General features: G+C 36.1%; 9 protein-coding genes. 7 read left to right on the top strand and 2 right to left on the bottom strand.

All coding sequences use genetic code 11. From position 1 onward, the window contains the following. Nucleotides 1-675: 675 nt before the first annotated feature. Nucleotides 676-858 carry a YjzD family protein gene (locus CYJ72_RS01580; protein WP_066124060.1) on the bottom strand — a complete coding sequence of 61 codons (183 nt, stop codon included), beginning with the start codon at nt 856-858 and terminating at the stop codon, nt 676-678. Nucleotides 859-1,016: 158 nt separating this feature from the next. Between CYJ72_RS01580 and CYJ72_RS01575 the strand changes: the two genes are divergently transcribed. The 7 genes from CYJ72_RS01575 to topA all read left to right on the top strand — a co-directional run bounded on the left by CYJ72_RS01575 (nt 1,017) and on the right by topA (nt 12,634). Then, nucleotides 1,017-4,352, top strand: a complete 3,336-nt coding sequence (locus CYJ72_RS01575; protein WP_284630233.1) for a DNA polymerase III subunit alpha — start codon at nt 1,017-1,019, stop codon at nt 4,350-4,352. 205 nt (nt 4,353-4,557) lie between these two features. Further along, the gene (gene pfkA, locus CYJ72_RS01570) at nt 4,558-5,532 is read left to right on the top strand and encodes a 6-phosphofructokinase (protein WP_066124066.1); all 975 of its coding nucleotides are present in this window, start codon (nt 4,558-4,560) and stop codon (nt 5,530-5,532) included. A gap of 37 nt (nt 5,533-5,569) precedes the next feature. Further along, nucleotides 5,570-7,330, top strand: a complete 1,761-nt coding sequence (pyk, locus tag CYJ72_RS01565; RefSeq protein WP_284630232.1) for a pyruvate kinase — start codon at nt 5,570-5,572, stop codon at nt 7,328-7,330. A 513-nt stretch (nt 7,331-7,843) separates the two neighbouring features. Then, nucleotides 7,844-8,713 (top strand): ribosome biogenesis GTPase YlqF, encoded by an 870-nt coding sequence (gene ylqF / locus CYJ72_RS01560; RefSeq protein ID WP_257876989.1) that lies wholly within the window; start codon nt 7,844-7,846, stop codon nt 8,711-8,713. After that, entirely contained in the window at nt 8,706-9,494 is a 789-nt protein-coding gene (rnhB, locus tag CYJ72_RS01555; protein ID WP_284630231.1) for a ribonuclease HII, read from the top strand. Before ylqF ends, rnhB begins: the two co-directional genes overlap by 8 nt. 46 nt (nt 9,495-9,540) lie before the next feature. Continuing rightward, on the top strand, nt 9,541-10,440 hold the full coding sequence (gene dprA / locus CYJ72_RS01550) for a DNA-processing protein DprA (RefSeq protein WP_066124076.1): 900 nt from the start codon (nt 9,541-9,543) through the stop codon (nt 10,438-10,440). A 133-nt stretch (nt 10,441-10,573) separates the two neighbouring features. Beyond that, a complete protein-coding gene (gene topA, locus CYJ72_RS01545; protein ID WP_284630230.1) occupies nt 10,574-12,634 on the top strand; it encodes a type I DNA topoisomerase in 2,061 nt (686 codons plus the stop codon). Between the two features lie 285 nt (nt 12,635-12,919). Here the strand turns inward: topA and CYJ72_RS01540 are convergent, their stop codons facing one another. Then, nucleotides 12,920-14,080: a helix-turn-helix transcriptional regulator gene (locus tag CYJ72_RS01540; RefSeq protein WP_066124080.1), complete on the bottom strand. Its 1,161-nt coding sequence runs from the start codon at nt 14,078-14,080 to the stop codon at nt 12,920-12,922. Nucleotides 14,081-14,149 lie beyond the last annotated feature (69 nt).

Genomic DNA, 14,149 nt, shown 5'->3' with positions numbered 1-14,149 from the left:
TAAGGTTTTTGTTTATCTGAAAGGCTAAATAGGTTAACAAGAGACGACATCACTTGTTCATATATACTACTGTTGGATATTAAAAAGTTAAGATAGTATTAAGAGGCGATAGGCCGATTACCTGATTTCCATTTTGATTATTCTTTAAATAATGGGTATCTAAAGGTTAATGGTTTCGTAGTAACGCTTTTCAAACGCACTCATTTTATTTCAACAGGCGCCAATCTAAATAAAGGTTTCGCTGTATGCTGTTAATGCCATTCATTTGAAACTAAATGTCGTATATCTAATCAAATAGACTAATAGCCTAGCTCATATAAAGGCGACAAATTAATTTCACGGATGTTTCATCCATTTTAAAAGATAAAAAAACTAATGAGACACTAAGGGGCTGGGCATAAACTTGATAAATTTAGATAAGATTATTGTTCATTAATTAATAGCGCAGTGGTTGAGTGGCCTCAAACTGCATCTTAAAGTAGCTGAGAACAAGTTTGAAAAATCCAGTCAAGTCATTGTTCGATGTTTAAAAGCGCAGTGGTTGAGTGGTCTCAATCTGCGTCTTAAAGACTTGTTTGAGACCTACTCAACTGTGCGGGGGTGAACAGACGAAGCGAAAATCATTCAATTTTCTACTTCTGGTCCACTCCCTCTCTATTCATTAGTTTATTTTGATTAATGATCATGTTGGGGTTCTTGTTTTAAAATCGGAGCAATAACGAAAACAGTAATCGCAATAACAATACCTAATATTGAAGCACTTTTAAAGTCGTAGGCGGCAGTTGTTAATTGACTTCCTAAATAATAAGCAACTTGACCTAGAATAAAGGCCCAAACTAGCGTAACGATATATTTCATAATATAACAACCTTCTTTCAGGATTAGTGTAACACAATTAATGAAAAACGGGTAGTATTTCTATGATAATTAGTCGATTCGTAAAAAATTATTCAGTTTTGCTCCTCATCAAAGTATAGTATAATAGACTTAAAGTGTTAAAAGAAAGGAGGAGGGCAATGTTATTAAATGTACAAACAGCTTATTCATTATTACAAAGTACTTTGCGTCTTGACCAGTATGTTCAACAAGCCAAACAATATGGTTATCAACAAATCGGTATTGCCGATATTAATAGTTTAATTGGCGTTGTTGAATTTTATCAAGCAGCAAAAGCGCAGGATTTAACCCCTATGATTGGTATGACCATGAAAACTCATGGATTAATACGACAAGATCGAGAATACAAAGTGCTTTTATATGCTAAAAATTACCAAGGTTATCAAGAACTGATTGCCTTATCAAAAAAATTGTCACAAGAAAATTTAGGACTCCATGAACCATGGAGTTTTTTAAAAGAGCATACCGAAAATTTAGTGCTAATTTCGACTGGTAGTGAATCAGAATTAGAAGAGCTATTATTGGCGGGCGATTATGCCTCTGCTGAAAAAGTAGTCCGTTTGTGGCGTGAAATAATCGGATATGAGGATGTTTATTTTGGCATTGCTGCCTATCCTTATAACCCAAAAGATGTGGCATTATATACTAAATTTGCTCAGTCACATCATTTGACAATGGTAGCTAACCAAAAAGTAAATACATTAGAAGCCAAAGATTTATTTAGTTTGAAAGTATTGGAAGCCATCGATCAAGCCGAAACGATAGAATTGTCATTAAGAGAGATGAAAGGACATCATTTTCTATATCCGTTAGACGAATTAAGAACCATGTATCAATTAGCGAAAATACCGTTTGTCATGGAAAATACTCAGCAATTAATCAATCAACTTCAATTTGATATTCCGCTTGAACAGGCCTTCTTACCGAAATTTAAAGTACCAGATGGGTATGATGCGGATGCATATTTAAAAACTTTAGTAGAAGATTCGATGAAGGAAAAAGGTCTCTTTGAAAACCAGGCTTATGTCGATCGTGCTCATTATGAATTATCCATTATATCGCAGATGGGATTTAGTGATTATTTTTTAATCGTATGGGAAATTATGGATTTTTGCCAGAAAAATAATATACGGGTAGGTCCTGGGCGAGGTTCCGCAGCAGGCGCATTGGTCAGTTATTTATTAGGCATTACCTTTGTTGATCCTTTGCAGTACGATTTACTATTTGAACGTTTCCTTAATCCTGAACGCTATAATATGCCGGATATCGATCTGGATATTCCTGATAACAAACGTGATTTAGTATTAAAACACATTGAAGAACATTATGGTCATTCTCAAGTGGCTCAAATTGGGACACTGGGAACATTTGGCGCCAAACAAGCAGTGCGGGATACTTTAAGAGTATTAGGTGCGTCAACTCAAGAGATGAGTCAATGGTCTCGTTCAATACCGACGGAATTAAATATAACGTTAGAACGCGCCTATACCATCTCCGCTAAATTACGAGAAATTGTACAAATGAATGATCAAAATCGTGCCATTTTTCAAGTTGCTTTAACATTAGAAGGATTACCACGTCATATGTCAACCCACGCAGCAGGAGTTATTATTCATGATGAACCACTTGAACAAATAATACCAGTTATGGAACGATCTAACCAAATGTTGTTATCGCAATTAACGATGCATCATGTTGAAAAAGTTGGTCTCTTAAAAATGGACATCCTGGGATTAAGAAATTTATCGCTGCTTGACGATATTTTATTAAATATTAAGCGAACACATGGTCAAACATTAGATGTTTATCAATTTCCGATGAATGACGAAGCAACGTTGGCTTTATTCAAAACGGCCGATACTAATGGCGTTTTTCAATTTGAGTCGGAAGGGATTAAAAATGTCTTACGTAATTTACAACCAAGTGAATTTGAAGATATAGTCGCCGTCAATGCCTTATTTAGACCGGGTCCGATGCAACAAATTGATGAATATATCAAACGTAAAAAACAACAAGTACCCGTTGAGTATTTACACCCTTTGTTGGAACCAATATTAAAATCAACCTATGGCATTATCATTTATCAAGAACAAGTCATGCAGATTTGTCAACAGTTAGCTGGTTTTACCTTAGGACAAGCCGATATTTTACGTCGAGCAATGGGTAAAAAACAAGCGAATATCATGCAAAGAGAACAGGCACACTTTATTGAAGGGGCCCAAGAACGTGGCATTGAAGCTGATTTAGCGCAAAAGATTTATCATTATATTGAAGCCTTTGCCAGTTACGGGTTCAACCGTTCCCATGCGGTTGTTTATTCTACATTGGCCTATCAGTTGGCTTACTTAAAAGCACATTATCCCTTAGAGTTTTACCAAGCAATCTTGAATCAAGGACGTTCCAATTTAAATAGTTTTGTCGATTATATCGAAGAAGCAAAAAGGCGTTTAGGTAAAATTTTACCGGTTGATATTAATCGCAGTTTTCGTGGAGTGACGATTGAAGAGGATGCATTAAGAATCGGATTTGAAAGTATTAAAGGCCTTCGACGTGAAATGATTACTCATATTTTAGATGAGCGTAAATTGGAGGGTAATTATCAAGATTTATTTTCGTATTTAGGACGCTTACCGAAGAAATGGCAAAAACAAGAATTGATTGAAAATCTAGTTCGAGCGGGTGCCTTTGATAGCTTTGGTTATAATCGTGCCACCATTTTTTATAATTTACCAAGTTTCCTACAAAGTATCGAATATAGTGGCTTAAACCTTAACTTATTTGAAGCGATTGAACCAAAAGTGGACATACAAGAAGAATGGTCGCAGACAAAAATAGCTACAGAAGAAAAAGAGGCTTTAGGCTTTACACTGGCACCACATCCATTAGAACAGTATCAAGCACAGTTAGAGGCATTAGACGATTTAAATAACCTTTATCAAATGAAAATTAAACGTAAAATAAAGACAATTATTTTTGTACAAGATTTACGAGTAATTGAAACTAAAAAAGGGGATGAAATGGCCTTTGTCACAGCGGATACTGGAAAAAATGAAGTATCGCTAGTCGTATTCCCCAATGTTTATATACGTAGAAGTCGTTTGATACAACCGCATGCCATCTTATATATGGAAGGGACAGTTGATCGTAGCCGTCGAGGCGAAATGCAAGTCATTGTGAATCATTTGGCACCAGTAGACGAGTATATCGCTGTAGAAGAAAAGTCAAAATCGATGAGCAAATGTTTTATTCGTCTGACAGCTAATATTGACCTAAAAGAAGTAGTTGAATTTGTCAAAAAATTAGCAACAGAAAATCCTGGTCCATGTAACATTATTTTTGTGACGGAAGATAAAAAGACTTGGCAATTAGATGACACCTATCGAATAGGGTTTGGACAAAGCGTTCAAAAGGAATTAGAAAACCGTCTAGGCAAGCAAAATATAGCTTTTCGTTAAGACGATTTGATTGATTTTATGAAGTGTTTATGAAAATTAACTCATTTTCACAAAAAGGTTGATTTTGTAAATGTTTACATAAAAATAATTGTAAAATAAATCTTAATTTCTTGACAAATACATGACTTATATTAAAAAAAATGATACAATACCCATGAAGAGTCGAGTTGTGATTCTTGACAAAAAAATTGAGGTGAAGTTTTATATGAAACGTATTGCCGTTTTAACCAGTGGTGGCGATGCTCCAGGAATGAACGCAGCGATTCGTGCTGTTGTTGAACAAGGTGCTCACCATGGCATTGAAGTGGTAGGAGTAAACTATGGCTTTAAAGGTTTGGTTGAAGGAAACTTTAGAGAATTGACTGTTGCATACTGTCAAGATAAGATTCGTCGAGGTGGGACTTTCTTATATTCAGCACGTTTCCCAGAGTTCAGAGAAAAAGAAAACCAGCTTAAAGCTATCGAACAAATGAAAGCTAACGGTATCGAAGCTCTAGTAGCAATCGGAGGCGATGGTACTTTTACCGGAGCGTTACAATTACAAAAACATGGTTATCCAATTATCGGTATTCCTGGAACGATTGACAATGATATTCCTGGAACGGAATACACGATTGGATTTGATTCTGCTGTTAATAACGCCTTAGATGAAATTGATAAAATATCTGATACAGCATCTTCTCATAACCGTACTTTTGTGGTGGAAGTAATGGGCCGTCATGCAGGAGATATTGCTGTATGGGCTGGGGTTGCAACGGGTGCTGATGCGATTGCGATTCCTGAAGCAGATTTTGATATGAAGGATATTGTAAGACGTGTCCACTCTGGTCGTGCGAATGGTAAAGATCATTCAATGATTATCTTAGCTGAAGGTGTAATGGGTGTTGACGAATTTATCCATGGTTTCCAAAAAGTAGATCCTGGTATGGCAATTCGAGGTATTACTTTAGCCCACGTTCAACGTGGTGGTAGTCCAAGTGCTCGTGACCGTGTTTTTGCAACTTTAATGGGTGCACGTGCGGTTGACTGTTTAATTAATGGTGAAGCTGGTCTGTTTATGGGTGTGAAAGGTGAGCAATTCGCTACATTCGATATTATCGAAACTTTAGAGAAAAAATCTCATGCTGTACGTCAAGATTTATACCAATTAAACCAAGATTTAACTGATAAAGCCAACTAACATTATTTTGAAGTTCAATTAAAAGGAGAAAACATAGATGAAAAAGACTAAAATTATTTGTACTTTAGGTCCAGCAACTAATACACAAGATAAAATGGAAGCATTAATAAATGCCGGTATGAACGTTGCTCGTTTTAACTTTTCACATGGTAACCATGAGGAACATTTAGAGCGTTTCAATGCTTTAAAAGCAGCGCGTGAAGCAACGGGTAAATTAAATACAGCAATCCTTTTAGATACTAAAGGACCAGAAATCCGTACAAATGACATGGAAAACAATGGCGTCGAATTAGTCCGTGGAAATACTATCCGTATTTCAATGACAGAAGTATTAGGAAATGCTGAAAAATTCTCAGTTACTTATGCTGATTTAATCAATGATGTAGCTCCTGGTAATCATATTTTATTAGATGATGGTTTAGTTGATTTATTAGTTACAGAAATCGACCATGAAAATGGTGAAATTGTAACCAAAATTGAAAATACTGGTGTTTTAAAATCTAAAAAAGGTGTTAACGTACCAAATGTTTCCGTTAATTTACCTGGTATTACCGATAAAGATGAATCAGATATTCGTTTTGGTGTACAAAACGGAATTGACTTTATTGCAGCTTCTTTCGTACGTCGTGCAAGTGACGTTATGGAAATCCGTGCAATTTTAGAAGAAGAAGGCGACTCAAAAGTTAAAATCATTTCTAAAATTGAAAACCAAGAAGGTGTAGATAACATCGAAGAAATCTTAGCTGTTTCTGATGGTATCATGGTTGCACGTGGTGACTTAGGGGTAGAAATCCCAACTCATGAAGTGCCAATCGTTCAAAAATATATTATTAAAAAATGTAACGAAGCAGGTAAACCAGTTGTAACAGCTACTCAAATGTTAGACTCAATGCAACGTAACCCACGTCCAACTCGTGCAGAAGCAGGGGACGTAGCAAATGCTATCTTTGATGGTACTGATGCGGTAATGTTATCTGGTGAAACAGCAGCAGGTGACTTCCCAGTTGAAGCAGTTACCACAATGGCTGATATTTGTGTTCGTACAGAAGCAGCGTTAGAAGGTCAAGATGCTTTTGCTTTAAAACGTTACGATCAATCAGACATGACCGAAGCCATTGGACAAGCAGTTGGTCATACAGCGCGTAATTTAGGTATTGAAATTATTGTAGCAGCAACTTCTTCAGGTCATACAGCTCAAATGATTTCTAAATATCGTCCAAATGCCACTATCGTAGCAGCTACATTTGATGAACAAACAGCTCGTCGCTTATCAATTACTTGGGGTGTTAATGCACACGTGATTGAACGTCCTGCTTCAACGGATGAAATGTTCGATAATGCAACAGCTTTAGTTCAAGAAAAAGACTATGTTTCAGAAGGTGACTTAATCCTTATCACAGCAGGTGTACCGGTAGGTGAATCTGGAACAACTAACTTAATGAAAATTCAAGTTATTGGAACTCAATTAGCTAAAGGTGAAGGTGTTGGTAATGGACACTTTATTGGTAAAGCAATTTTAGCAGAAGATGCAGAATCAGCTAACAAAAATGCTGTCATCGGATCAGTGTTAGTTGCTCGCACAACCGATAAAGACTATGCACCAGCATTAGAAAAAGTTGGCGCAATTATTACTGAAGAAGGCGGAATCACTTCCCACGCAGCTATTATGGGGATTGAACGTGGTATTCCAGTAATTGTCTCAGCTAAAGAAGCTTTAGACAAAATTGCTAATGGTGAATTAATTACTGTAGATGCTCGTCGTGGCGTTATCTACCGTGGTGCTACCATTAGTATCTAATCTAATTAAATATACATAGTGAGTTATCAGAACGATTGGGTTCTGAACTCTGCTTGAATAATTAGCTCGAACTTCGGTTCGGGCTTTTTTTATTTATTAAGATGAGGCTGGGCATAGACTTGATAAATTTAGTCAAAATTATTGTTCCTTAATTTAAAACGCAATGGTTGAATGGCCTCAAACTGCGTCTAAATGACTTGTTTGAGACCTACTCAACTATGCGGGGGTAAACAGACGAAGCGATAATTATTTCATTTTATACATCTGGTCCACTCCCAACTGTGCGGGTGGACAGACGAATATAAAATCATTTGAGTTCTATTTCTTGCCTAATCCTATTTTTAACCACTAAACCAATAATAAGGACAACCAAATGAATGTTTATAACAATCTATGAATCAATAAAGACAACAATTTGTTAGTTAAGTCAATCGCTGGAGCAATAATTTCAGATATAAATCAAGTCCTATTTATGGTACAATCGATGAGAATAATTGTAGAAAGGATGATAATGTGACTTCGAGTAATATTCAATGGTTTCCGGGTCATATGGCGAAAGCTAGACGAGAAGCAAATGAAAAATTAAACTTAGTTGATATTGTGATTGAATTGGTCGATGCACGCATTCCTGAATCGAGTCGCAATCCAATGATTGATGAGATTGTCGGTCAAAAACCGCGTGTACTAGTCTTAAATAAGGCTGATTTAGCAGATAAACGAATGACACAACAATGGATTGATTATTATCAAGATATAGGTTTCCCTGCTGTAGCGATTGATGCACAGCATAATGTGGGGTTAAAACAGTTAATGAAGATTTGTAATGAAATCATGCAACCATATTTTGAAAAGCAAAAAGCCAAAGGAGTTAAACCACGTGCAATCCGTTTAATGATTTTAGGGATTCCTAACGTAGGTAAATCGACTTTAATCAATCGTTTTGTTGGTAAAAATCAAGCGATTACCGGTAATAAACCAGGCGTTACAAAAGCACAACGGTGGCTAAAGATGGGGAAAGATTTTGAATTATTAGATACGCCCGGGATTTTATGGCCTAAATTTGAGGATCCTGTAGTCGGTCAAAAATTAGCGATTACCGGTGCTATTAAAGATCAATTACTGCATATGGATGATATTGCGTTAGCTTTGATTGATATTATCCGCAATCGTTATGCCAATATTTTAATTGAACGTTATAAATTAACTGATGAACAAGTACAAGCTGAAACGAGCGTTAATCTTTTAATCGCAATGACAGAAAAAATGGGGTTGAAAGAAGATTATATGACGGCAGCGGAACGTTTTATTTTCGATTATCGTCAAAATAAATTAGGGTCATTAACATTGGACACACCGTATCATGAGGTGTCATTTGATGACTAATTTCTTATCCATTCAAGTAATTAAAGAATTAATCGATTCATTTCAAACAATGGAAGAATTGCAGGCGACTGATTTATTAAAAGATGAGCGTAAAGGTGTGCAAAAATTAATTCAACAGTTTGAAAAACGTTTAACACGAGAAGCATTAGTTAAAGAAGAACATTTACAACGTTTGAGTATTGAAAATAAACTTAGAACACAAGGATTTCAATATATTGCCGGCATTGATGAAGTGGGGCGGGGACCTTTAGCTGGGCCAGTTGTGACAGCGGCTGTTATTTTACCAGAAGATTGTGATGCCTTAATGGGTGTGAATGATTCTAAACAGTTAAGTCATGAAAAACGAGCTTATTTTGTTGACTTAATCAAGGCAACGGCTTTAGCTTATTCTATCACGGTAACGTCTGTTGCAGAAATCGAACAGTTTAATATTTATGAAGCCACTAGACGTTCAATGTTGGAATCAGTTCAAAAACTAACGTTACAACCAGATTTTTTATTACTAGATGCTATGAAAATTGATTCGCCTTTACCACAAGAATCTATCATAAAAGGGGATCAACGTTCTTTGTCGATAGCAGCTGCGAGTATTTTAGCTAAGGAATATCGTGATCAGTTAATGATAGATTATGGTAAAGAGTATCCAGAATTTGGTTTTGAAAAACATATGGGATATGGTACCAAATTACATTTGGCAGCTTTGGCTGAATTTGGTTATACCCCTATCCACCGTCAATCATTTTCACCTGTAGCTCAAACGCTTAAAATTTATAAAAAATGATTCTATTCATCCATGCGTATTTACTTATTAAGGAGAGTGAATACACATGGATTTATCTATTAAAGAGCAAATGATTGGGTTGATATATTCAGGGGTTAATTATCGTTCACAAAAATGCTACTTGTCTTATTTATTTCAAGAACACTTACAACAAGAAGCTTTACCAATAAAAGAGATTTATCAAATTATTAAAATGTTACGGCTTAATCACCAATTCACGGATCAAAAAGTGATTGATTGGCAAGTGGCTGAATTGGCATATTTCAAACAATTAGCAAAATCGACGATTATTTTTGGTGAAGCTCACTATCCACCTCTGTGGTATCAATTGGCGCAACCACCTTTATTGCTCTTTTATCAAGGGGATTTATCTTGTTTAAATCGTCCTTTGGTGTCAATCGTAGGTTCACGGCAGACCACGGAATATGGTCGAATGATGACGGAGTCATTAGTAGCTGCTTTTGCCAAAGAAGGTTGGGGTGTAGTTTCGGGCTTGGCGCGTGGTATCGATCGGATTGTGCATGAGACAGCGTTAGCTTATCATTCACGAAGCACTGTAGCCTTGATTGCTAGTGGTCTTAATCGCACCTATCCGCGTGAACACCAGGAGCTTCAACAAAACTTAGCCAAAAATCATTTAGTGATTTCAGAATACTTACCGGATAGTCCGCCTTTAAAGCATCATTTTATTATGCGCAATCGGTTAATAGCGGGGATTTCACCGGTCACTTGTGTGATGGAAGCAGCCCAAAAGAGCGGAAGTTTAATCACTGCTAATTATGCTTTGCAGTGTAATCGTGAAGTATTTGCTTTACCGGGGCGCGTGATTGATAAGCACTCTCAAGGCTGCAATCAATTAATTGCCAGTGGAGCGTATCCTATTTTAAATGTCTCGGAAACAGTGGCTGACATTCGCCAATTATTTAAAAATCAACATTATTTTTAATATTTATATTTGACAACCTGTCTTCTTTCCTATAATATGGTTAACGATTTGAATTAAAAAAATAACGAGTCAGTTTTTGACTATATAATAGAAGGAAAAATTCAAAAAGATTGAAAGAAAGGCAGGTGCGATAATGTCTACCTATAAAAATCTAGTCATTGTCGAGTCGCCAACAAAAGCGAAAACTATTGATCGCTATCTTGGAAAAAATTATAAAGTTGTTGCCAGTAAAGGGCATTTACGTGATCTACCTAAAAGTAAAATGGGAGTCGATATCGAAAATAATTTCGAACCTCATTATATTAGTATTAGGGGACGCGGCGACACGATTAAAGAATTAAGAAAATTGGCGAAAAACTCTGAAAAAGTTTTTCTTGCAGCCGACCCGGACCGTGAAGGTGAAGCTATTGCATGGCATTTATGCCACTTATTAAATTTAGATTTAGATGCAGAAAATCGAGTGGTCTTTAACGAAATTACTAAAGATACTGTTAAGGAAGCATTCAAAACGCCACGTAAAATAAATCAAGACTTAGTAGATGCACAACAAGCACGTCGTATTTTAGACCGTGTAGTAGGGTATTCTATTTCACCTTTATTATGGAAGAAAATTAAAGGCGGTCTATCAGCTGGACGTGTACAATCAGCTACTCTAAAAATTATTATCGATCGTGAAAAAGAAATTCGTAATTTCAAACCTGAAGAGTATTGGAAAATTCCAGCAAAATTTAGTAAAGGTCGTCAAAAATTTGAAGCAGAATTTTACGGTATGGATGGTAAGAAGATGGATTTACCAGATGAAACCGCTGTTCAACAGGTGATGAAACGTTTGGATGAAAAAGCACCTTTCAATGTCACCAATATCGAAGAGAAAGAACGTTTACGTAAATCTTCACCACCCTTTACTACCAGTACCTTACAACAGGAAGCATCTAATCGATTGAATTTTAGAACCAGTAAAACAATGATGGTTGCACAACAATTGTATGAAGGGATTACGATTGGACGCCAAACTGTTGGTTTGATTACTTATATGCGTACCGATTCAACGCGTATCGCACCTTCTGCACAGTCTGCTGCATATGAATTTATTCGTGAGAATTATGGTCCACAATATAATGGTAAATCTAGAGCAACTAAAAACAGTAGCGGAGCCCAAGATGCCCATGAAGCCATTCGACCATCCAATCCAGCAATGACCCCGGACAGCATTAGTGATTCGTTGACTAAAGATCAACTGAGATTGTATTCACTTATTTGGGCACGTTTTATGGCGAGTCAAATGGCTGATGCAGTGTATGATACTATTCGTTGTGATATTGATCAAAACCAAGTTCAATTTAGAGCATCAGGATCACGCATCAAATTTGATGGATTCTTAAAAGTTTATCCAAGTAAAGCGAAAGACAATTACTTACCAGAATTAACTGTCGGTGACGAAGTAAAAGCTGTTGAGTTAGAACCTAAACAACATTTTACTCAACCTCCAGCACGTTATAATGAAGCAAGTTTAATTAAGACTTTAGAAGAAAAAGGCATTGGTCGTCCGTCAACTTATTCACCTACAATCGAAACATTACGCAAGCGTTACTATGTTAAGATGGTTGCGAAACGCTTTGAACCAACCGAATTGGGTGAGATTGTCAATGATGTGATGTCAGAGTTCTTCCCACAGATAGTCGACACAGACTTTACTGCCGAAATGGAACACGAACTTGATTCAATTGAAGAAGGTAAAGAACAATGGGTCAATGTATTAAGTAAGTTCTATGGTGATTTTGAAACGGATTTAACGAAAGCCGAGTCAAAAATCGAAAAGATTGAAATCAAAGACGAACCAGCAGGGTATGATTGTCCGGAATGTGGAAATCCAATGGTCGTTAAAATTGGTCGTTATGGTAAATTCCATGCGTGTAGTAACTTCCCAGATTGTCGTCATACCGAAGCCATCGTGAAGAAAGTTGGGGTAAAATGTCCTCTTTGTCACGAAGGTGAAATTATTGAGCGACAATCGAAGAAAAATCGTATCTTCTATGGATGCGACCGTTATCCTGCTTGTGAGTTTGTCTCTTGGGACAAACCAATTGCACGTAACTGTCCAAAATGTGACCACTACCTTGTAGAAAAAACGACTCGTAAAGGTCGCGAAGTAAAATGTAGTAACTGTGATTACCAAGAAGAGGTAGAATCATAATATTAATCAAAAAAGCAGTCAAGCAAATGGAAAATTAATCCATTGGCAGACTGCTTTTTTATGCTATAAAAGGAGTCAAATAACAAACTTGTATTATAGAAAATTAATTTTTTGTTCTTAAATGAGAATATTTGAAAAACAACGCACCTGTTATTTAAATGTTATCTTTGTATCATTAATAATAGCTAGGTTATCGCCATTATTTCATTTATAAAGTGATAGTTTAAGTCAACTATTCGGTCAATGCTTTTTAACTATAATAATCATATGTAACAAATAATGATATTACATGCGTTTTGAATAGCCCTTTGCATATTCCGATGGGCTCATATTAAAAGCTTTGCTGAACGCTCGAGAAAAATATTGAATCGAACCATAGCCTAATTCAGTCGCGATTTGTGTAATCGATAAATTAGATTCACGAATTAATTGACGACTTTTTTCTAATCGTTGTTGGTTAATATAACTTTTTGGTGTGGTATGTTCATATTTATTAAACAACTGTTGCAAAGTAGAGCGTGATAGGTTGAATTCATTGACAAGATCACTCACTTTTAAGGCTACGATATCGCTTTGATGGATGTAATCGATGATTTCATTGAATATATCACTTTCATAGCGTTCACGCATAATAGTTGAACTAGATTCGTTGTTATTTTGATGCAATGACCGATGGAGTGCAAAGACGAGATTATCCAATTGATTCCAAACTTTATCGGCACCTAATGGTAAACTCAAGTCCTGATGCAAGACATCATATAACGGAGCTAGATATTCTGTCGCATTGATTAAGTTCTTAATTAATGCTGAGTCGATGCCTTCTGCAGTAAAGCGGATTGAATGTGTGAGTGTTCGTTTGTCAGCGTGATGAAATCTTATACTTGGTGTATCCGGTGGTAAAATCATTAAGTGGCCTTTAGTTAAAGTATGAACCGTATGATTAATTTCAATGTTGAATTGTCCCGACTCTACGATAATGATTTCAAAATGAGATTGCTTAACAAATTTTTTGCGGTAGTCTTCTGAGTAAAGCGTACTAACAGTGGATACAATGGTTAACAAATTAAAGGATACAGGTGTTGATTGGGCAGTAAAAATCTTATCTAATTTGATATAAGAAGGTTCTGCTTTGATTTGGGTTGATAGGTTGACAGTCGCACTGGAAGAAAGGCATAAGACATTGAACTCAATCCCTTTTCTTAAAGTGACTTCCGATTCAATTAGATAAGTTTGAAATCGATCTGTTTCGGCTATTTTAATGACTAATAATGTTAAGCCCTTGATGGGAGTGATCTTAACCGGCACTTCAAAATGGAACAGTGTTTGCGTATGATTGGCATTTAAGTTGATTTGACGATGATAGATATATTCCTTAGTTGAAGAGGGATTCTTTGGATTTTCAAAAAAATAAGCGGTATGATCAAACTTTTGATTAGTAAAATACATTCCAATGACCTCCATGAGTTTTTGATAATACTATTATATACTAATAAAGATAAATTATCATCTTTAATT

The organism is Globicatella sanguinis, assembly GCF_002847845.2.
Lineage (GTDB): Bacteria > Bacillota > Bacilli > Lactobacillales > Aerococcaceae > Globicatella > Globicatella sanguinis.
The sequence above is the reverse complement of the archived record's forward strand: the minus strand, read 5'-3'. Positions and strand labels throughout refer to the sequence as shown.

Coding starts and splice junctions, on each gene's coding strand:
- CYJ72_RS01580 (WP_066124060.1), bottom strand. CDS start 858: ATGAAATATATCGTTACGCTAGTTTGGGCCTTTATTCTAGGTCAAGTT.
- CYJ72_RS01575 (WP_284630233.1), top strand. CDS start 1,017: ATGTTATTAAATGTACAAACAGCTTATTCATTATTACAAAGTACTTTG.
- pfkA (WP_066124066.1), top strand. CDS start 4,558: ATGAAACGTATTGCCGTTTTAACCAGTGGTGGCGATGCTCCAGGAATG.
- pyk (WP_284630232.1), top strand. CDS start 5,570: ATGAAAAAGACTAAAATTATTTGTACTTTAGGTCCAGCAACTAATACA.
- rnhB (WP_284630231.1), top strand. CDS start 8,706: ATGACTAATTTCTTATCCATTCAAGTAATTAAAGAATTAATCGATTCA.
- dprA (WP_066124076.1), top strand. CDS start 9,541: ATGGATTTATCTATTAAAGAGCAAATGATTGGGTTGATATATTCAGGG.
- topA (WP_284630230.1), top strand. CDS start 10,574: ATGTCTACCTATAAAAATCTAGTCATTGTCGAGTCGCCAACAAAAGCG.
- CYJ72_RS01540 (WP_066124080.1), bottom strand. CDS start 14,080: ATGTATTTTACTAATCAAAAGTTTGATCATACCGCTTATTTTTTTGAA.